Origin of the sequence: Methanosarcina sp. Kolksee (assembly GCF_000969945.1) — an archaeon.
GTDB lineage: Archaea > Halobacteriota > Methanosarcinia > Methanosarcinales > Methanosarcinaceae > Methanosarcina > Methanosarcina vacuolata.
In genome coordinates, this window is sequence record NZ_CP009524.1 from 769,470 (window position 1) to 790,322 (window position 20,853).

The 20,853-nt window shown below is 42.4% G+C and carries 19 protein-coding genes; 15 read left to right on the forward strand and 4 right to left on the reverse strand.

Annotation, left to right across the window (positions count from 1 at the left end):
- The first annotated feature begins 54 nt into the window (after positions 1–54).
- Together MSKOL_RS03280 and MSKOL_RS03285 are read left to right on the forward strand one after the other, a co-directional pair.
- Positions 55–1,059 carry a DUF4921 family protein gene (locus MSKOL_RS03280; protein WP_048153670.1) on the forward strand — a complete coding sequence of 335 codons (1,005 nt, stop codon included), beginning with the start codon at positions 55–57 and terminating at the stop codon, positions 1,057–1,059.
- Between the two features lie 562 nt (positions 1,060–1,621).
- Entirely contained in the window at positions 1,622–2,809 is a 1,188-nt protein-coding gene (locus MSKOL_RS03285) for a glycosyltransferase family 4 protein (RefSeq protein WP_048118071.1), read from the forward strand.
- 274 nt (positions 2,810–3,083) lie between these two features.
- Here the strand turns inward: MSKOL_RS03285 and MSKOL_RS03290 are convergent, their stop codons facing one another.
- The 3 genes from MSKOL_RS03290 to MSKOL_RS03300 form a co-directional block, all read right to left on the reverse strand.
- Positions 3,084–3,719: a DUF2150 family protein gene (locus tag MSKOL_RS03290; RefSeq protein WP_048118073.1), complete on the reverse strand. Its 636-nt coding sequence runs from the start codon at positions 3,717–3,719 to the stop codon at positions 3,084–3,086.
- 74 nt (positions 3,720–3,793) lie between these two features.
- Complete coding sequence (locus MSKOL_RS03295; protein WP_048153672.1) at positions 3,794–4,243, reverse strand: UPF0179 family protein; 450 nt, start codon at positions 4,241–4,243, stop codon at positions 3,794–3,796.
- Between the two features lie 589 nt (positions 4,244–4,832).
- Positions 4,833–5,906: an NAD(P)-dependent glycerol-1-phosphate dehydrogenase gene (locus MSKOL_RS03300; protein WP_048118079.1), complete on the reverse strand. Its 1,074-nt coding sequence runs from the start codon at positions 5,904–5,906 to the stop codon at positions 4,833–4,835.
- Between the two features lie 809 nt (positions 5,907–6,715).
- On the opposite strand from MSKOL_RS03300, the gene MSKOL_RS03305 reads away from it, so the two are divergent.
- The 13 genes from MSKOL_RS03305 to MSKOL_RS03370 all read left to right on the forward strand — a co-directional run bounded on the left by MSKOL_RS03305 (position 6,716) and on the right by MSKOL_RS03370 (position 19,780).
- Positions 6,716–7,573 carry a DUF63 family protein gene (locus MSKOL_RS03305; protein ID WP_048158120.1) on the forward strand — a complete coding sequence of 286 codons (858 nt, stop codon included), beginning with the start codon at positions 6,716–6,718 and terminating at the stop codon, positions 7,571–7,573.
- Between the two features lie 78 nt (positions 7,574–7,651).
- The gene (locus tag MSKOL_RS03310) at positions 7,652–8,395 is read left to right on the forward strand and encodes a stage II sporulation protein M (protein ID WP_048153675.1); all 744 of its coding nucleotides are present in this window, start codon (positions 7,652–7,654) and stop codon (positions 8,393–8,395) included.
- 424 nt (positions 8,396–8,819) lie between these two features.
- Positions 8,820–9,983, forward strand: coding sequence for a formate--phosphoribosylaminoimidazolecarboxamide ligase family protein (locus MSKOL_RS03315; RefSeq protein WP_048118088.1), 1,164 nt, complete (start codon positions 8,820–8,822; stop codon positions 9,981–9,983).
- A 343-nt stretch (positions 9,984–10,326) separates the two neighbouring features.
- Positions 10,327–11,553 carry a translation initiation factor IF-2 subunit gamma gene (locus tag MSKOL_RS03320; RefSeq protein WP_231592407.1) on the forward strand — a complete coding sequence of 409 codons (1,227 nt, stop codon included), beginning with the start codon at positions 10,327–10,329 and terminating at the stop codon, positions 11,551–11,553.
- The gene (locus tag MSKOL_RS03325; RefSeq protein WP_048118095.1) at positions 11,550–11,918 is read left to right on the forward strand and encodes a DNA-binding protein; all 369 of its coding nucleotides are present in this window, start codon (positions 11,550–11,552) and stop codon (positions 11,916–11,918) included. Before MSKOL_RS03320 ends, MSKOL_RS03325 begins: the two co-directional genes overlap by 4 nt.
- Positions 11,919–11,974: 56 nt before the next feature.
- Positions 11,975–12,559, forward strand: a complete 585-nt coding sequence (locus MSKOL_RS03330) for a DNA-directed RNA polymerase (protein WP_048118097.1) — start codon at positions 11,975–11,977, stop codon at positions 12,557–12,559.
- A 17-nt stretch (positions 12,560–12,576) separates the two neighbouring features.
- Positions 12,577–12,762: a transcription elongation factor subunit Spt4 gene (spt4, locus tag MSKOL_RS03335; protein WP_011305323.1), complete on the forward strand. Its 186-nt coding sequence runs from the start codon at positions 12,577–12,579 to the stop codon at positions 12,760–12,762.
- Between the two features lies 1 nt (position 12,763).
- Complete coding sequence (locus tag MSKOL_RS03340; RefSeq protein ID WP_048118100.1) at positions 12,764–13,351, forward strand: GTP-dependent dephospho-CoA kinase family protein; 588 nt, start codon at positions 12,764–12,766, stop codon at positions 13,349–13,351.
- Complete coding sequence (locus tag MSKOL_RS03345; protein ID WP_048118103.1) at positions 13,332–13,637, forward strand: 30S ribosomal protein S24e; 306 nt, start codon at positions 13,332–13,334, stop codon at positions 13,635–13,637. Before MSKOL_RS03340 ends, MSKOL_RS03345 begins: the two co-directional genes overlap by 20 nt.
- Positions 13,638–13,652: 15 nt before the next feature.
- Complete coding sequence (locus MSKOL_RS03350) at positions 13,653–13,802, forward strand: 30S ribosomal protein S27ae (protein ID WP_048109017.1); 150 nt, start codon at positions 13,653–13,655, stop codon at positions 13,800–13,802.
- A gap of 446 nt (positions 13,803–14,248) precedes the next feature.
- On the forward strand, positions 14,249–17,290 hold the full coding sequence (locus tag MSKOL_RS03355; RefSeq protein WP_048153678.1) for a tetratricopeptide repeat protein: 3,042 nt from the start codon (positions 14,249–14,251) through the stop codon (positions 17,288–17,290).
- Between the two features lie 296 nt (positions 17,291–17,586).
- The gene (locus MSKOL_RS03365) at positions 17,587–19,224 is read left to right on the forward strand and encodes a bifunctional N(6)-L-threonylcarbamoyladenine synthase/serine/threonine protein kinase (RefSeq protein WP_048153680.1); all 1,638 of its coding nucleotides are present in this window, start codon (positions 17,587–17,589) and stop codon (positions 19,222–19,224) included.
- Entirely contained in the window at positions 19,217–19,780 is a 564-nt protein-coding gene (locus MSKOL_RS03370; protein WP_048118117.1) for an XTP/dITP diphosphatase, read from the forward strand. The genes MSKOL_RS03365 and MSKOL_RS03370 overlap by 8 nt, the downstream gene beginning before the upstream one ends.
- Positions 19,781–20,048: 268 nt before the next feature.
- Here the strand turns inward: MSKOL_RS03370 and MSKOL_RS03375 are convergent, their stop codons facing one another.
- Positions 20,049–20,474: a hypothetical protein gene (locus tag MSKOL_RS03375; RefSeq protein WP_231592410.1), complete on the reverse strand. Its 426-nt coding sequence runs from the start codon at positions 20,472–20,474 to the stop codon at positions 20,049–20,051.
- Between the last annotated feature and the right edge of the window lie 379 nt (positions 20,475–20,853).

Here is a 20,853-nt window from a genome sequence, read left to right on the forward strand (position 1 = left end):
AGGAAAAACGAATATCAGGAAAAACGAAAAGAAATATGGTGAGGTTTTCCTGAAATGTCAGAAATCAGAAAGCATTACTTTCTTTCAGAGTACTGTATAATTGCCGAAGAAAGAGCTAAAAGGCCTTCGGACTTTGCAGTTGCGGACAAAGACCGCGGGAAAAATGGATCTGAAAACTGCCTTTTTTGCGGAGGAGCCGAGGAAAATACTCCTCTTGCCACTGCTGTCTATAAAAATGGGAAAATCTATTCAGATACCCCTGAAAAAAGGGTACGCAACTGGGATTTCCGCTGCTTTCCGAACCTTTATCCTGCCCTTTCACCTGTGTCTGGGTCCCCAGAGCCGGAGAAAAGTGGGCTGCAGGCTGAACCTGGATATGGGTTTCATGAAATTATCGTAGAGTCACCTTTGCATGGGAGAAGGCTTGAGGACTTTTCTAAATCTGAAATTTCAGAACTCATGCAGGTCTATAGAGACCGTACATGCAATTATGCAACCCGTGAAAATATCCGCTACGTTTCCCTATTTAAAAATTCAGGGGAGAAAGCAGGGGCTTCGATTAACCATCTTCACAGCCAGCTTCTTGCCCTGCCGTTTTGTCCTTCTCCTCTGGCAAGGGAATTGAAGGTTATCAGGAAAATAAAGAAATGCCCTTACTGTGAAATCTTTGACCTGGAAAAAGCGTCTCCCCGTTTAATATCTGAAAATAGTGAATGGATAGCCTTTACTCCTTATTCCTCAATGGGACCATTTGAAGTGTGGTTCCTTCCCAGAAAGCATGTCAGTTCTCTTGGCGGTTGCAGTGACCAACTTCTTTTTGCTCTGGGAGATATTCTGAAAGCCATTCTCAAAAGTTATGGACGAATTCTTGGAAAACCGCCCTTTAATTACATGTTTTACCAGCTTTCCGAATCTCCTGAATATCACCTGAACATCCGTTTGCTCCCCAGGATTTCTATTCATGCGGGTTTTGAGCTCAATACAGGAACTTATATTAATACGGTTTCTCCGGAAAGGGCAGCTTCTTATTTGCGGGAAGACCTTATGCATGGAGAATGAGGCTTGTAAAACAAACTGATTAAGAGGATTCAAAAGAGTTATTTTTATTTATAGCTTAAATCATAACAAAAATTTACAGATATATTTATCTACCATTAAAAAGGAGTAAAGTTAGTAAAATATAAAAAATCCGATTCTTTATACAAAAATTATCTTCATGTCACGTAAATCAAAGTCATACTCCTTTTGATTTATACGACTCGTTGAAGGCTTAAGGGGTATAGAATTATAGACAGATTCTAGTAAGCTGGATTCAGTAAACTTAAGATAAGTATAACTGAACTAACTAATATACTTTTAATAAAGGATTAATCCAACTAATTAATATATACTTTTAATAAAGGATTAATCCAACTAATTAATATATACTGTTACCCTAAATTCTTAATGTAACTTATTGATAAATTAGTATAAACTATTACTATAAATTACTAATATCATAAATCAGTAATATGACCGAATTCAGCAAACTAAAGAATGTAATTATTAAAAAGGCAAGGGGGAGCCTGCATTCTTCGTTACTCCTTAACTCCCATTTTGATAAAAAGGGATAAGTGAGCTTATGAAAAAGATTCGAATAGGAATATTTACCTGGGAAAGTTTGTACTCGATACGTGTAGGGGGGATCTCACCCCATGTGTCCGAGCTCTCTGATGCTCTTGCGGCAGAGGGGCATGAGGTCCACCTGTTTACACGAGGCCATGAAAACAAAGATGAGGTGATAAATGGGGTTTATTATCACAAAATTGCCTGTGATCAAAATGGAGGAATCGTTGAGCAGATGAACCATATGTGTGATGGTATGTACTGCCGGTTCCTCGAAGTGAGAGAAAGTGCAGGGGAATTTGATGTTCTCCACGGTCACGACTGGCACCCTGTAAATGTGCTTTGCAGGATAAAAACCCAGTTCGGACTGCCCTTTGTGATGACATTCCACAGTACTGAATGGGGGCGTAATGGAAATCGCCATGGAGACTGGTGGGAGGCAAAGGAAATCTCACACAGAGAATGGCTTGGAGGCTATGAATCTTCGGAGATTATCATAACCTCGACCATATTGAGAGAAGAAATCAAGCATATCTACAAAATTCCCGATTACAAGCTCTGGGAAGTTCCCAATGGCATAAACGTGGGAAAAATAAAAAGACAAATCGACCCCGGAGATGTGAAAAGGCACTATGGTATCCATCCATGTCTTCCAGTGGTGCTTTTCACGGGAAGGATGTCCTATCAGAAAGGGCCTGACCTTCTGGTGGAAGCTGCTGCTAAAGTACTGAAGAAAAGGAATGCCCAATTTGTGCTTATCGGTGAAGGAGAAATGCGCTCTCAGTGTGAAAATCAGGCTAATAGGCTTGGCATTGGAAATTCATGCAATTTCCTTGGGTATGCTCCGGATAATACTGTAATAGACTGGTTCAATGCCTGCGACCTTGTGTGCGTGCCCAGCCGAAATGAGCCCTTCGGAATTGTGGTGCTTGAAGCCTGGGACGCAATGAAACCGGTAGTTGCAAGCGATGCAGTTGCCCTCGTAGAAAATTTCAGGACAGGCGTTATCGCACATAAAGAGCCCTCTTCTATTGCCTGGGGACTTAATTATGTACTTGAAGGGCTTGGCCACAATAGAATGGGAGAAAAAGGTTATGATCTTCTTAAAAAGCGGTATAACTGGAAAACCATAGCTGAAAAAACTCTCGAAGTATACAAAAAAGTAATCGAAAAACATGAGACTGAGGCCGAAAAAGTCATTTGAAGCTCAGGAATTCGAGATAGAAGTACCTTTAAATATTTAATTTTTTAACACATTTTTCAATAATATTTAATTTTTTAACCACTTTTTTCAATAATATTTAATTTTTTTAATTGATTTTTGAGCTAATATTTGGTTTTCGACAAAGTATTGAGTGCTTTAAGTCTATTTATCTCAAAATTTACTCATTTTACTTCAAGATTTGCTTCTCATAAATTTTCAAAGGACTTCCGTATTCCTAAAAACTGGAAACGGAATCCTTTGTTTGTAGGAGAGTTTAGGCTATATCCTCTTCATCCTCTTCATCAAATTCCTTGTAGCTATCGCTTCCTACCATTGCAGCCGAGATGGAGTCAATTCCATCAAGCCATTCTGCGACAATGCCGTAGGGAAGATCGGCCATAACCTCTTCAGGCAGGCTTTTTCCTTTCAGTACGAGTGCACCGCATTGTGCAGTATAGTCAAGAGCAATCTCAAGATTGTCAGAGGATTCTGCCTCAATGGCTGATTTTACAAGCTCTGCAATATTGGCTCCCTCATCATAGTCGCCCATAACGTAGCATTCGAAGGCGATAAGAGCCCCCATCAGAGAGGTCTGGACAGAGTCGATCATAAGGTTGATATCTTCTGAAATTGGCTCGACATCGGAAAGTACAATGTCCCGGATCTCAGCCAGGATTTCCAGAGCTGTTTCTCTGGAGAGCATACCCTTATCAAAGCGTGCAACTACTTTCAGGCAGGCCAGAATCACATCATCAACCATATTTACGAATATTGCACTTTCTTTTCCAGATTCATCTTCAGACTCTTTAATCTGGAAACCGCTCTCTCTTGCCCGTCCGAGCCAGTTTTCCCAGCGCTTTTGGGTATAAAATTCATAGGGGGGGACCTGGTTCATTCCTTGTTCAGGCACTTATAACACCGCTTCTTACCTTTTTTATTTATTGATAATCAATCTTACTATTACTAAAATGTGTTTGTTTACATTCACCAGGATAATTTCACTTTTTTCAGGGAATAGTTGGCTTCACACTTGGAATCAAGGTTTTCGAGGACCTCTACAATTTTGCATTTATCGCCTTTTACGAGTCCCTCGGGGTGGCAGGTCTCATAAATCTCGCATTCTCTCTTGCCACATTTTGGAGGCTCATACATGATTCTTGCCCCGTCTACTGCTTTTCTTGATTCCAACATAGTCAGGATAGGTGCCTTGCTCACATCGACGGCAAGCACGCCGCTATCATGCAGGAAACATTCATGGATATCTTTGTTCCTGATTCTTTCGACTCTGTACCTGCGCCCGGGTTCGAGGTTAAGACAGGTATTTTTCAGCCGGCATTTCTTACATTCAGGCATCTCACCTTTAAATATGAATTCCAGCCCTTCCCTTGCAAGCCGTGATCCGATAAGTGTTATTTTGGTATCGCTTTCTGTCATAATAACTCTTCCTTTTAATTGTTTTTGGGCCTGTGCCCCATTTATCGGGGTCACCTGGAGCTTATTCCAAGATAATTTGAAGTTCAATATCTGGTTTGATTTGAGATATTTCTTTAATTGGAAAGTTAAGTGATTACTTGATTGGAAAGTTAAGTGACTATTTGATTGGAAAGTTAAGTGATTACTTGATTAGAAGTTAAGTGATTACTTGATTAGAAGTTAAGTGATTACTTGATTGGAAAGTTAAGTGATTATTTGATTGGAAAGTTAAGTGATTGCCTGATTGGAAAGTTAAGTGATTATTTGATTGGAAAGTTAAGTGATTGCCTGATTGGAAAGTTAAGTTATTACTTGATTGGAAAGTTAAGTTATTACTTGATTGGAAAGTTAAGTTATTACTTGATTGGAAAGTTAAGTGATTAATTGATTAGAAGTTAAATGATTCCCTTATTGAAATTTAATGGACTCCAGATTAACCGAATTTTTTAACCGGTACAGGTTGTTGGATTTCTGAACTGAAACCCACCTTAAACTCTGGTATCTTGAGCAGGCATTCATTATTGGCTTTAGACTGAATAAGAATAACTTTTCAATTTATGACCTTTGTGATTCTTGCAACTTTCTCAGCCGCGGAGGGATTAAGGCCACTACCGAGAATTGTATAACGCTCAGGGCGAATGCTGTGTGCATGTAACAGGGCTTCAATTATATACTTATCTTCTATACCCAGTTCTTCGGCAGTTACAGGAGCACCTATCTTTTTTAAGGCTTCCCTTATTTCCTGCCAGTTTCCTCCGTGGAGGTACATCATCATAATCGTCCCTACTCCACATTGTTCTCCGTGGAGCGCGGGTTTTGGAGCTATCTTGTCAAGTGCATGGCTGAACATATGTTCCGAGCCCGAAGCAGGTCTTGAAGAGCCTGCGATACTCATCGCAACCCCGTTCGATACAAGAGCTTTTACCACAAGCCTTGCCGAGGTCTCGTGCTCAGGCTTAATCGAATCCGCACAATCAATAATAACTCGGGCAGCCATACGGGAAAGTGCTGCAGCATATGCCCCAAAATATTCATTCCTGAGTCTGCTTGCAAATTCCCAGTCCAGCACTGCTGTATAATTGGAAATTATGTCTCCACAGCCAGCCGCAAGAAAGCGAAAAGGGGCTGCTGAAATAATCTCAGTATCTGCAATAACGGCAATAGGAGCCTGGGCCTGTGCAGACGTACTTATCCCATTATCCACAATTGAGGCACGGGAAGATGCGATGCCATCGTGGGAAGCTGCCGTCGGCACGCTAATAAAAGGAAGTTCAAGTCGGGTCGAAGCAAGTTTTGCAAGGTCGATAGACCTGCCGCTCCCAACCCCAAGGAGAAAAGTAGCCTCTACTTCAAGGGCCTTTTCCATAACTTTTTCGACCTCTTCCTTAGTAGCTTTGCACGTCAGAACCGTTTCCGCACTACAACAACCCGCACTCTCAAGGAGGTTACCGACTCTCTTGCCTGCAATATTCTTTGTAGTACTTCCGGTTACGATCAGCGCATTTCCTTTCAGTTTCAGGTCCCTGCAGACATCTCCAATTTCCTCAAGCACGCCATGCCCGACAAGCACATCTCTTGGAAGCTGCATCCATTTTGCGCTGTTTTTGTTAATGGTCAATTTCATACCTGCATCAGTATTCAATTACGATAGATTGTAAATTGGCTCTTATAAACCCGAATATACGTACGAAGTCATAAGTTTAGAGTATCAATAAGTTTAGATTATCATAAGTTTAGATTATCATAAGTTTAGATTATCATAAGTTTAGATTATCATAAGTTTAGATTATCATAAGTTTAGATTATCATAAGTTTAGAGTATCAGCAGACTGCGGCATATCAGGTACATTCAATTTCGTTGACTCATTAACTTGATTCTTTATAATCCCAGTCTGGAATACGTCTCAAGTCAGAGATTTTATTAATATTTAAAAATGTTTTCAGGTCTGATATGTTGTTTAACATGTTTTTTGGGTCTGAAATCTTATTTAAAGTATTATTTGGGTCTGAGATCTTATTTAAAGTGTTTTTTGGGTCTGAGGTCTTATTTTAAGTGCATTTGAAGCATGAGATATCAAAACTCATAATTTATAATTCTTTACTCATAACTTATTTAAGACTATTTCCAGGTTTATATTAGAATAATCTTTATGTTTACATCATTATAAATTCTCTATTCTTATCATTTTGTTATGTTGACAATTTTACTACTAACATATCATCAATAATTATAAAAATACAGTAATACATCAAAGCTTATATAATATTGCTAACGCTTATTGGGTAGAACCCTTCGGAAAGAAATATCTTATATTAGAACGAAGATCGAGCACCGGAGAAGAACACTATCCTCTTGATTAAGGAAGTAAGTTCAGCATATACATTGTAAGTATTGATTGTATTAGGATATTGCCATTTTGAATGAGTGATAAGATGAGTTTTTCAATAGATAATATCTCACAGTTTATTAATACCTATTATCTTGACCCCATAAGAGGTGATGAAGGGTATAATACTGTAAATACCATTACCTGGGCAATAATATTGGGTATTTGTATATTTGGGGTTTTCAGGCTGCTCGAAAAGCTTGAGGTAAAAATAACCCCTCGCTTTATTGCATCTGTCCTGCCTTTCGTACTTGCAGGTTCTTCCTTGCGTGTAATTGAAGATTCTCCTGCAGGTATCTTCCACCCGCCATTTAGCTATCTTCTCATAACTCCCAATATTTATTTCCTGGTTTTTGCGATAACCATAAGCTGCCTCTGGATTTCAATCCGCATGCAGAAAGCAGGGCTTGTAAAAGATTTTCATCTCACTTTTGCAGGCTTCGGACTCGCATGGTTTTTCATAAATCTCGCTGTCCTCCTCCATTTCGATAATATAGTATACCCTTACGTTCCCGTATTCGTAATCGTGGCAGGAATAGGTCTAACCTTTATCTTTTATCTCATTGCCCATCATTTCAAGTCCTCAATATTCACCAATCCCCTGAACCTTTCTATCCTGATGGCTCACTTGATGGATGCTTCTTCGACATACATAGGAGTAGATCATCTTGGATACTTTGAAAAACATGTAGTGCCCACCTATCTTATTAACTTGACTGGCACCGCATTGGTTATGTATCCATTAAAGCTTATTATCTTTGTAGGGGTCCTTTATGTGCTTGACACTCAGTTTGAGGATGACGAGCGTTCCTTGAACTTGAAAATGCTGATAAAAATGGTCATTTTGATCCTTGGTCTCTCTCCTGCAACTCGGAACACTATCCGGATGATGATGGGAATTTGAGATAAAAAGATATTTAGCAGGCATCATATGTATTTGGAACAGAATTAAATGAGCTGAAAATTACTGGTGGGGATAGGTATGGAAAGAGAGGACGATTATAATTCAGATGAGAGAAAAACAGGAGTCCAGACTGCAGGAACTCCTGAAGGGGAGATGGAAAATCGGGGATATGCTGCAGAAGAGAAAGGTTTCTTTCCCGGAAGCAGCGCGGTAGAAGCCTGGCACGATAGCAGAAAAGACCCAAAAAAAGGGTTTAAAGGATATCTGCGATTTATCTGGCCTTATGCACTTCTTATGGCCTTTATATTTTTTGTATTTTTAGTTGTAGGCTATTATTCAGCTGCAAGTTTCCCTTCTATGGCTGAGACTCTCAGAGAAAGTTTTAGCTCTCGCTTTGCGTCAATCATGACACTGAACCCTCTTTTCATAATGTTTACAATTTTTCTTAATAATGCATTTTTAAGCCTGCTTTTTCTGGTGCTCGGGCTGGCTCTGGGAATTCTTCCGGTAATTTTTATAGCCTTTAATGGATATGTTGTGGGGGTTATCGTTTATCTTATAGCTCAGGAAAGAGGAATGTTCTTTATTTTGCTTGGTCTTCTTCCCCATGGGATACTGGAACTGCCTATGGTTTTCCTTTCTGCAGGAATAGGACTTCGGCTCGGATACCAGGTATTTTCTGCCCTTATAGGTAGACCTACCCAGATAAAAAGTGAATTTAAAGAGGGGCTTACGTTTTATTTCCACTGGATCTTGCCTCTTCTTCTGGTTGCAGCCATAATTGAGACTTTTATTACACCTGTTATCCTCAGGTCGATTTAAGAAAGTGTCAAAAACTGAAGGAAACTCCGAATCCAGAAACCAACTGAAAAGTGTCAAAAACTATGGAAACTCTGAATTCGGAAATCAACTGAAAAGTGTCAAAAACTGAAGGAAACTCTGAATTCGGAAACCAATGGGAAAGGTTCAGATATCTGTTCTGGTCTAACTTTTTCTGGCTTTAGAGCTTTCTTGCTTTCTTTCATTATATAAATGATTACTTATATTAGAAAGGGATTTTATAGGTAAAAGCCGTTAATGGGGAAAACCTCTCAGGATTTTTACTTCATAATCTCTGGTGAATAGTCGTGAGACCTGCATTTCGAGGAATCTCTATCGAGTGGCAGGTTTCAAAATCATATCTTAAAGTCATACCTATTACCATTTCATTGAAAGGATTTATTTCCAAAGCCAAGGAACATTAAATATGATTGACAGGAACGAAATTAAGGAAATCGTTGAAGGCTACTATACCCACGCTGATAAGATAAAAGTCGGAACTATAGGCTCTCACTCAGGACTCGACATCTGTGATGGGGCAGTTGAAGAGGAGTTCAGGACTCTTGCTGTATGTCAGGCTGGCAGGGAGAAAACATACAGTGAATACTTCAGGGCTCAGAGAGACCTTTCTGGAAAAGTAATGAGGGGGATTGTTGACGAGGCCGTTGTTTTCAAAAAATACAACGAAATTCTCCTGCCTGAAAACCAGCAGAAACTGGTTGACGAAAATGTGCTTTTTGTCCCGAACAGATCCTTTACTTCATACTGCAGTATAGATGAGATCGAAGAGAACTTCAGAGTGCCTCTTGTGGGAAGCAGAAACCTTCTCCGAAGCGAGGAACGCAGTGAGCAGCAGAGCTATTACTGGATTCTGGAAAAAGCAGGGCTTCCTTTTCCGGAAAAAATCGAGTCTCCAAAGGATATTAATGAGCTTGTAATGGTCAAGCTCCCGCATGCAGTAAAAAAACTCGAACGGGGATTCTTCACCGCTTCAAGTTACAGAGAATATACGGAGAAATCCGAGGCTCTAATTAAGCAGGGAGTTATCACACGTGAGGCCCTTGAGAATGCAAGGATAGAGCGTTATATCATAGGTCCTGTGTTCAACCTTGATATGTTTTATTCCCCAATCGAGCCGAAAATGAGCAAGCTGGAGCTCCTTGGGATTGACTGGCGCTTTGAGACCAGCCTTGACGGGCATGTAAGGCTTCCTGCCCCGCAGCAAATGTCCCTGGCAGAAAGCCAGTTAACTCCTGAATACACGGTGTGCGGGCATAACTCTGCAACTCTGCGCGAGTCTCTCCTTGAGAAAGTCTTTCAAATGGGAGAAAAATATGTAAAAGCTACACAGGAACATTATTCTCCTGGAATTATAGGGCCTTTCTGCCTGCAGACCTGCGTTGATAAGGATCTTAACTTCTATATTTATGATGTGGCCCCAAGAGTAGGCGGCGGGACCAACGTTCATATGTCATTAGGTCATTCTTACGGCAACTCGCTCTGGAGAAGACCAATGAGTACAGGAAGAAGACTGGCCTTTGAGATCAGGCGTGCCCTCGAACTGGAGAAGCTTGACGCTATCGTCACATAAATTTATTAAGGCTTTCCGGCATTAGTAGATATTAACTATGAAGGTACCGTAAACTTTAAAAGTATCACCTGAATCTGCAAGCTTTAAACCGTGATACGAAAACATAATTATAAAATTTACCCGAACTTACAATTCAGGAAATCCAGACTATGGGCCGGGGAATATTTCCGTTCCCCCAAACCCGCTTTAATTCAAAATTGCATTTTAAATTACAGACCAGATGAGTTAAGGGTTGGAATCTGCGGACCTACTGGAAAAATAATTCAAAATTTTATGGTTCAGGTTTAGAATGATAGACCTGCTTTATATCGGATCACTTCACTTTACTGGAGGAAATTACAACTTGAGTCAGCCTTGTGTTAATATCGGCATGGTAGGACATGTCGACCATGGAAAAACCACACTTGTTAAAGCCTTATCAGGCGTTTGGACAGATACACATAGTGAGGAAGTAAAAAGAGGGATTTCTATCAGACTGGGGTATGCAGACTCCCTGTTCATGAAATGTCCCAAATGCCCTTCTCCTCAATGTTATACTGTAGAAAAGACCTGCCCTAACTGTGGAGAAAAGACGGAAGAACACAGGACAGTGTCTTTTGTAGACGCTCCTGGACACGAAACCCTGATGGCTACCATGCTATCAGGTGCTGCTATTATGGATGGGGCAGTACTGGTAATTGCAGCAAACGAAGACTGCCCGCAGCCCCAGACAAAAGAACACCTTATGGCCCTGGATATTATAGGGATTAAGAATATTGTTATAGTGCAAAATAAGATTGACCTTGTATCCAGAGAACGCCTTCTTGAGAACTATCGTCAGATAAAGGAATTTGTTAAAGGCACGGTTGCAGAGAATGCACCTGTAATCCCGATCTCGGCTCAACAGAATATCAACATCGATATCCTTATTGATGCTCTGGAAACCGTGATCCCGACTCCTGTCCACAAAGTAGACAAGCCTGCCAGCATGTTGATTGCCCGTTCTTTTGATATTAACAAGCCAGGAGCTTCAATTGAAGAAATGCGTGGGGGAGTTATCGGAGGAACTCTGACTGAAGGAGTCCTTCACCCCGGAGACGAGCTGGAAATAAGGCCAGGAATCAAGGTTACAACCGAAGGCGCTACAAGATGGATTCCGATTTTGACAACGATTTCGTCTATCTTTGCAGGCGCAACAAAGGTAGAAGAAGCAACTCCCGGAGGCCTTCTGGCTGTCGGAACTTATCTTGACCCTACACTGACAAAAGGCGACTCTTTAACAGGACAGATTGCAGGCGCACCTGGTACTCTTCCTGAGACCAGACATCAGTTCGTCATGGAATTACACCTGCTAGAGAGAGTAGTGGGAGTTACAAGAGAAGAAAAAATCAATGAAATCAAAACCAGCGAACCCCTTATGCTCAATATAGGAACAGCAACCACAGTTGGTGTGGTTACAAGTGCCAGGAAAAATGAAGCGCAGGTGGCCCTTAAACGTCCGATTAGCGCAGCCATCGGGTCAAGGGTTGCTATCAGCAGGAGAATCGACTCTCGCTGGCGGCTTATTGGAGTAGGGGTAATTAAGAGTTGAAAGTTATAATTGATACTAATGGGTTCATGATCCCGGTCCAGTTCGGAGTGGATATTTTCGAAGAACTGAAAAGGCTGGGATTTGACGAATTTTTTGTTCCTGAGGCTGTAGTATTCGAGATAGAAAAACTCATAAAGCGGGAAAGAGGTTCGGACAGAACAGCTGCAAAGGTTGCCAGGTCCATGATGGACAGGTGCGAGCGTATAACTCCTGCTGTAGGTCCTGCAGATGATGTAATTCTAAGGCTGGCAAAGGAAATGGAGGCAGCGGTTCTGACAAATGATATCGGGTTAAAGCGCAGGCTTGCCGAAAAAGGAATCCAGACCATATCCCTTAGACAGAAAAATAAACTGGACTTTGTCTGAACTATGGTGTTTTACCGGGCAGCATTAAATTGATTGTTTTTACGGGTGATTAGCAGATGTATAAAATGATGAAGCTCGTTGATACGGTCCGTATCCCTCCGACCCTTTTAGGGGAAGAGGTGACGCAAACTGTTAAAAACGCGTTAAGAGAAAAACTCGAGGGGCAGGTTGACAAAAAACTTGGTTCTCTCGTTGCTATTTGCAAGATAGTCGAGATAGGGGAAGGGCATATCCTCGTAGGAGATGGGGCAGTATATTACGATGTTACATTCGAGGCAATAATGTTCGTGCCTGAGCTCCAGGAGATTATTGAGGGCGAAGTTGTTGAAGCCGTTGGTTTTGGAGTTTTCGTAGGGATGGGACCAATGGACGGCTTACTTCACGTCAGCCAGATTACGGACGATTTTATTTCATACGACGCCAAAAATGCAAGGCTTGTGACAAAGAACGGAGGCAAATCCATTGCTGAAGGTGACCATGTAAGGGCCAGGGTTGTCGCTGTAAGCATCAACGAGAGAGAGCCTAAAGAGAGTAAAATAGGCCTTACTATGCGTCAGACTGCTCTTGGAAAGTTGCAGTGGCTTGAGGAAGCCCGTATAAAGAAACAGTCCAATGAAGCTGTTCCTGAAGGAACTGTCTGAAAAGGAAAAGGATTTGTATGGCAGAAAAAGTGTGTCGACACTGCATGAGAGTTCTGGAAGGACAAAACTGCCCTATATGTGGGACTTCGGACCTTGCAGAGGAATGGAGTGGGCTTGTAATTATTCTGGACCCTGAACGCTCAGAAATAGCAAAAAAGCTTGGGGTTGACATTCCTGATAAATTTGCTTTGAAGGTGCGCTGATTTGAGTGTTCACATTGAGCTTCCAAGAGAGCTTCGTCCACTGATGAAGAAGCCCCTGGGTATACTTTACAGGGGCAAGGGCAGGGATACCATAGAGAAATTTGAAGGAGAGCTTGGAAGCCCCACAAAACTTATATCCGTAGGGGATGTTACTACCTTCCACCTGCTTGAGGTCGGGATTATTCCGGATATCTGTATTGTGGACAACCGTACCAAAAGAAAGCCGGTTTCCAGTGATGTCTCAGCCCGGAATATGGACAAGGTATATAGTGAAGTATCTGTGGACAACCCTGCAGGAATTATTACTGATGAGTTAATTAAAACTCTTTGTGAGGCGTTTGCTTTCGAAAAGCCTCTCAGGATCTTTGTAAGGGGAGAAGAGGATCTGGCAACTCTTCCTGTAATCCTTCTGGCTCCTCTGGACTCTGTAGTCCTGTACGGACAGCCCGATGAAGGCGTGGTCTTTGTAAAGGTCACTGAGGAGAAAAAAGGGGAGATAAGAACTCTCTTTGAGAAACTCATCAGCAAAAATCAGAATTATGAATTGGATAAGCTACGGAGAATTTTAGATGGACATAAGAATTCTTAAAGACAAGAATAATGCACTTTTAAACCGAAGGGAACTGGATTTCATTGTGAAATATGAAGGTTCGACTCCTTCCAGAAATGACGTCAGGAATAAACTCGCTGCAATGCTGAACGCCCCTCTTGAACTGTTGGTAGTCCAGAGAATCAAAACCGAGTACGGAATGCAGGAAGGCAAAGGATATGCCAAACTCTACGAAAATGCTGACCGCATGAAGGAAGTAGAACTGGAATACGTCCTGAAGAGAAACACTGCCCCAGGAACGGAAACTGAGGGAGAAGAGGCTTAAGCGAGGTGCATATACATGGCAGTAAAAGATTACTATAAAGTCCAGGGCGACTCCGTAACCAGAATCAAACAGTTCTGTCCCAGATGCGGACCGGGTACATTCCTTGCCGATCACAAGAACCGCCTCGCCTGCGGAAAGTGCGGCTATACCGAATTCAAGAAGTAATCTACTTCAATAATTGATCTTACTTTTTTTCAACCTGAACTGCAGGAATTTCCTGCGGTTCTTTTAATTTCCTAGTTCTTTCACCCGAGTCCCGTCTCGGGAGGACGGGACCGTTTCGCTCACTTCGTTCGCTCAAGCGGGGTAATTTATGAATACAAAAGTTTTGCTTCACGAGTCCCGCCTCGGGAGGACTGTGTCCTTTTCGCTCACTTCGTTCGTTCAAGAGGGCTGAATCATAATGAAGATGTTTAGCTGAGCCCAGAGATGAATGATTTTTTTATTGAATCTATTTTCATTATAATGTCCAGGCTTAAGTTTTAAGGAAATAGTGAGTTATTGAGTATCAAATCAGTAACTATCTTCTGCGCCCGTATTTATAATAGGTATCGTATATAATTTAATGAATTTTAAATTAGCTAAATTTTACTAAAAGATTCCGAGGGCTTATGAATTCTCTTTATGCCAGAGCCTGGTATAGTAAAGCTCTTGCTTTTTTGAACTTGAAAAATCAGATCGGCGCAGAGAAAAATTTTGAGAAGGCGCTTGAGGCTTTTGATGCCGTACTTGAGGTTAATCCTGAGGATAGCATTGCCTGGCAGTACAGGGGAAATATACTTCGCTATCTGGAACGTCCGGAAGAAGCATTGAAGGCTTTTGAAGTGGCGCTTGATTTTGATCCTGACAATATCCCTGCCCGATACCTCAAAGGGCTGACCTTCGGATACCTGAACCTGCCAGAACAGGCGCTTGAGGCTTTTAACGGTGTACTTGGGAGAGATGAAACGCACATCGGTGCCCTGTACTACAGCGGGCTTGCTTTAAAACAGCTCTCACGAGATGAAGAAGCACTTGAGGCTTTTACCAGAGCTGCCGAGTTAAATCCTGAAAACCTGAAAGCCTGGTACTATAGAGGGATAACCCTGTCCGTGCTTGGGAAAAATGAAGAAGCACTTGAGGCTTATGGAAAAACTCTGAAAATGGAACCTTCGCATTCGGGAGCATTGGAAGGTGAGGCAAAAGCATACCTTGCCCTGGGCAGAAGGAGAGAAGCTTTGAGAACCTGTGAAAAGGCTCTGGAACTCGAACCCGCGTCTGCCGTGGCCTGGGAAACCCAGGGAAGAATTCTCGAAGGCATGGGGAGAAAAGAGGAAGCCCTTTCAGCTTTCGAAAAAAGCCTTATCCTTGAGCCAGGAAACGCAAAAAACAGGCTAGAAAAGGGCAGGCTTCTCGGACAGCTTGGCAAGCCCCAGAAAGCTCTTGACGTGTTTGAAGGTGTGCTTGAACTGGACAACTCTAGCATAGAGGCAAAAGCCGGTAAAGGAAAAGCCCTGCTGGCACTTGGAAGATACCAGGAATCTCTTGATGCTTTCAGTAACGTTCTTGAGACCGAGCCTTTAAGTCCGGAAGGATGGAAAGGAACAGGCAACTGCTTTCTAGCAATGCGGATGCCTTATGAAGCTTTGCAGGCTTATGAAAAAGCCCTCTCTTCCGGAACTGAAAATTGTGGCATTTTGAGCGGTCTTGGAGAGGCATATTATACGCTTGGGGATTATTCAAGAGCTCTTGAAAGCTTTGAAGAGGCTCTCATACTTGATTCCGAAAACCTTTTTTCCTGGGACGGAAGGGGAAATGCACTCTATAAGCTTGGAAGATACGGTGAAGCTCTTGAAGCCTATGAAGCTCTTCTCGAACTTGACTATGAAAGTCTACCTGCACGATATAACCGGGGTGTCACTCTCTCCCGACTCAAACATTATAATTCTAATTTTGATTCTGTTCTCGTAAGTCAGCACCAGACAGCTTTTAAAAAATATCTGGAATTGTCTGGTGAGCTTTCTGAAGGAGAAATTGGAGATGAGAGCTGGAAGTACAGGGGTTTTGCTTTTGCCGAGTTGGGAGAGTATAGTGAAGCTCTTAAAGCCTTTGATAATGCTGCAAAAAAGGAATCTGAAAATTCTTTTTCCCTGATTTGTAAAGGAATTACTCTTTTCTGCCTAAAAAATTATGACGAAGCTCTGAAAACGTTTGAGGGTGCCGAAAAGGATCTTTACGCAGCTGTAGATACAAAGAAATCCATAAAAAGTGAGGAGCGCAAAGAATCTGGAATTTTGAGCTCTAATGAACTAAATTTCAGGCTGGAAATTCTCTTGAATGCTAAAGGGCTTGCTCTGGACGCCCTTGGTGGGTATCAGGATGCTTTAAAAGCTTTTGAAAGCGCCAGGAAACTTTCTGAAGCTGAAAATATTGCATGTTCCGGAAAAGGCCTGGTTTTTGCGCATTGTGGAGAGTGGGAAAAAGCCCTGAAAGTGTTTGATAGAATTCTTACCCTCGACCCTCAAAACACCCAGGCTTCAGTCATGAAAGCTTTTACCCTCATAAAGCTGCAGGAGTTTGAGAAAGCCATTTCAGTACTTGAGGAACTGACAACTAACGAGATTAACTCGGACTTGCCTTTCTGCCTTCTGGGCTTTGCCTGTTTCAAGTTGGAAGATTTCGAAGGTGCACTCAAGGCGTACAGGAAGGCAATCGATATAAATCCAAAAAATTTCCACGCAAGAAACGGACTTGCAGAGCTTTACTTCAGGCTTGGAAACAGCAGGGGCGCATTTAAAGAGCTTGAAGATTCAATTGCAGAAGCCCCTGAAAATGCATTCTCAAGAAACCTGAAAGGCCGGGTAGAACTTGAAGAGCAGGCCTGTGAGGAGGCACTTGAGTCTTTCAGGCGAGCTCTTGCCCTGGATACGGAAGACCTGAAACTGCTGCTCTGGGACGTGTATGCGAGGTATATGTATGCAGAAGCGTCTTTTGAGGAGAATAGTGCACGTTTCAGGTCTATGCTCCTTGCAGCTGCAGGAAAACTTGAAAAAGCAGCTATCCGGCAAAGGTCCGAAGATAATGAACTGAATGCTTATTCCCTTTATTTTCTGGGGCTTTTTTACTGCCGAGCACGTTACTTCCGAAAAGCTGCCTATCGGCTTGATGAATGCCTGAGATTGGATCCCCCAGACGAAGTAAAAAAGCCTGCAGACTTGCTCCTGAAAAATCTTCATACAGGCCCTCTAAAACCTGCCTGGTGGAAGTGGTGGCTTGATGCAAAGACAAACCGCCTGCTTAAAAAGCTTAGTTTCGGGTTAATTTTCCTCTTTATATTCGGTCTTCTGCTGTCCCATCCGGCAGCGCTATCCCTTCCAATTATCTCCTGGCCCGCGGCTTATATAAATCACCTTTTTTCTCTCACAGGGAATATTTCATGGCCGGTTTACGGCAGAGAATACATGGTCTTTATCCTGTTTTTAGTTCTCATCCTGCTCCTCCCCGGTTTCAGGCAAGTCAGGCCGAGTGAAGACGAACTTGAGCCTCTTACGCCTCCATACCCTGATCTCGATATTCCTGAATCCATACTTGAGGAGTTTGGTGAAAAGCTTGAGAGAAGCCTTTTCTTTCCCGAACCTATGGAAGAAAGCGTGAGAAAACTCGGAGATTTTTAAAGCTCTGGAAAAAATAAAAGTACTCTTGAGCGAGCGAAATGAAATCCTGTAAGTATTATGAATTATCCCTCTTGAGCCCAGCAAAAAGGGCTTCACCCTCCCGAGGTGGAACTCGTGAAGCGAAACTTTTGTGTTCATAAATTATCCCGCTTGAGCGAACGAAGTGAGCGAAACGGCCCCGTCCTCCCGAGACGGGACTCGGGTGACTGGACTCGGGAGATGCAAACGTATATAAGTTCTCTCCTGTATTATCGAAGGCAGTGACAGCAAAAAGGACTGGAAGGAGACCGTAAGCCTTGAAAAACACGTTCATCCTTGGAATCGAGGGCACTGCCTGGAACCTGAGTGCCGCAATCGTTACCGAAACCGAGATTATTGCCGAGGTCACAGAGACCTATAAACCCACAGCCGGAGGGATTCACCCCAGGGAAGCAGCCCAGCATCATGCAAAGTATGCAGCCAGCGTTATAAAGAGGCTTCTTGCAGAAGCAAAAGAAAAGGGAGTCAAGCCTTCAGAGATTGACGGAATAGCTTTCTCCCAGGGGCCTGGGCTTGGACCGTGCCTGAGAACGGTTGCAACGGCAGCCAGAATGCTTTCCATATCTCTTGGCGTTCCATTGATAGGGGTCAACCACTGTATCGCCCATATCGAAATTGGGATCTGGAGAACTCCTGCAACGGACCCTGTAGTGGTTTATGTAAGCGGTGCCAATTCTCAGGTTATTTCCTATATGGGAGGGCGGTATAGAGTCTTTGGGGAAACACTGGATATAGGGCTTGGAAATGCCCTTGATAAGTTTGCGCGAGGGGCTAACCTGCCGCATCCTGGAGGACCAAAGATCGAGGCATACGCAAAAGACGCAAAGAAATTTATCCATCTTCCCTATGTGGTAAAAGGCATGGACCTTTCCTTTTCCGGGCTTTCTACAGCAGCCAGCGAAGCCCTGAAAAAAGCGCCTATTGAGGATGTTTGTTATTCTTACCAGGAAACGGCTTTTGCAATGGTTGTTGAGGTTGCAGAGCGAGCCCTTGCTCACACCGGAAAAAAAGAAGTCTTGCTGGCAGGAGGAGTAGGGGCAAACACAAGGCTTCGGGAAATGTTAAACGATATGTGCGAAGCCAGAGGCGCGAAGTTCTATGTGCCCGAAAAACGCTTCATGGGAGATAACGGGACAATGATCGCATATACGGGGCTTCTAATGTATAAGTCCGGAAACATTCTTTCCCTTGAAGATTCTCGCGTAAACCCCAGTTACCGGACTGATGACGTGAAAGTGACCTGGATACAGGAAGAAAAGATGAAAAGGGTTCCTGAAATTTCCCCCGAAACTTCTCTCAAACATGGGGAAATGCTGGATAATGGGGCCGAAGCTATTGTTTACCTGGAAGAAGGGCCTGAAGGGAAGAAGGTACTTGTTAAGGAAAGAGTCCCGAAGGTTTACAGGCATAAAGAGATTGATGAAAGGATCAGGACTGAAAGAAACCGGACAGAAGCCCGCCTGATGTCTGAAGCCCGGCGACATGGGGTTTCTACGCCGATTATCTATGATGTGGAAGATTTCAAACTCAAGATGCAGTATATTGATGGTGTTCCCATAAAATACCTGGTTACCCCTGACCTTTCTGAAAAAGTAGGAGAACTTGTAGGAAAACTCCACAGTGGGGGTATAGTACACGGGGACCTTACGACCTCAAATCTCCTGCTTGCAGGCGAGAGGCTTTATCTCCTTGACTTCGGGCTTGCGTATTACGATAAAGGACTTGAAGCCAGAGGGGTAGATGTCCATGTACTTTTCCAGACTTTTGAGAGTACACACCGTAACCACGAGGCACTTATCGAGGCTTTCAAAAAAGGGTACCAGAGAACTTTTATAGATTCAGAGGATGTACTCAAGCGTGTTGATGAGATAAAAAAGAGGGCTCGTTATGCATAAAATCGTATTTGTTACGGGAAATAAAGGTAAATTTGCCGAGGTAAGGGATATCCTCAAGGCTTTCGAAATTGAGGTAATTCAGGACAAAAACGGCTACCCTGAACTTCAGGAGGACGACCTTGAGCCCATTGCATCTTATGGGGCGCAGTATGTTGCAAACAAACTGAACATGCCTGTAATGGTAGACGATTCCGGAATTTTCATAAAAGCCTTAAACGGCTTTCCAGGCCCTTATTCTCGTTTTGTTGAGGATAGACTCGGAAACCCTAAAGTGCTTAAGCTCATGGAAGGGGAAACCGACAGGACAGCGTATTTTAAGACCGTTATCGGATACTGTGAGCCCGGAAAAGAACCTCTGGTTTTCCCGGGGATAGTTGAAGGGAAAATCGCGTATGAAGAGAGAGGTACGGGCGGTTTTGGGTACGACCCTATTTTCGAGTACCAGGGCATAACCTTCGGGGAACTCGGAGATGCCGAGAAAAATAAAGTTTCCCATCGTCGCAGGGCTATCGACAGTTTTCTGGAATGGTATAAGGGTAGACTTGAAAAAACCTGACAGTAAGGCATTAAGATTTGACAAAACTTAACCTCAAGAATTAGTAAACTGCAACCACAGAAAAGCTTACTGGAAAGACCTGAAGGTAAGGTTTGACAGCAAGTTTAAAAGTAAGATTTGACAGCAAGTCTAAATGTAAGATTTGACAGCAAGTCTAAATGTAAGATTTGACCATAATTCTGACAGTATGAATAATTAATCTGCAACTGCAGAAAAACTGACTGGAAAGGATTGTTTGTATTAATCCTTCCCTTTTTCCCACGCTTACTCATTCTTTCAGTTTATCTTTAAGCAGGCTAAGGGCTACACTGAGCTGGTTTAGGCCCAGTTTCAGAGCAATAGTGATAATCCTGTTATTTGAAACATTGCCGAACTCTCGTTTGATTGTAAATAAATCCATAATACACTGCTGATCCAGAACGAGTGGTCCATTGAGCAGATCTTTTGAGGTTGGGCCCGTCTTTTGGCCTTTAAACTCAACTTTTCTTGGTTCGATTTTTAGTCCGATGTCCGGTTTTGCAGCGCCTTCTATGGCTTCAGGGGCTTCTGTTTTTTCCCCATAAAGACATTCCATTTGCTGGATACAGTGAGCCAGGCAAACACTTTTTATAAATTCTTCAACTTCCATGCCACTAATGCCTGCATATTTCTTTATCTCGGCAAGCTGTTCTTCTGAAAAACATATACAGAGCAAGTTTTCGTTAGACTCTTCTTCTATCCCAAACCCTCCATGTATTTTTCATTATCTCTTGATTTTCTTTATTTTTATCCTTTGATGATTTATTCTTTTCTTCTTTATTGTTTATGTTTTAATCTATTCTTTATCCTTCAAGTTTTCTCTTTATTTTTATTGTTCTCAAAGTTGTCTGTTACTCAAAGACGATGTATTAATCAAAGTTGTTTGTTAATCAAAGTTGTTTGTTAATCAAAGTTGTTTGTTAATCAAAGTTGTCTGTTACTCAAAGACGATGTATTAACCAAAGTTGTCTGTTAATCAAAGTTGTCTGTTACTCAAAGACAATGTATTAATCAAATTTTGTCCATTAGTCAAAAGTGATTTATTAACCAGGGAT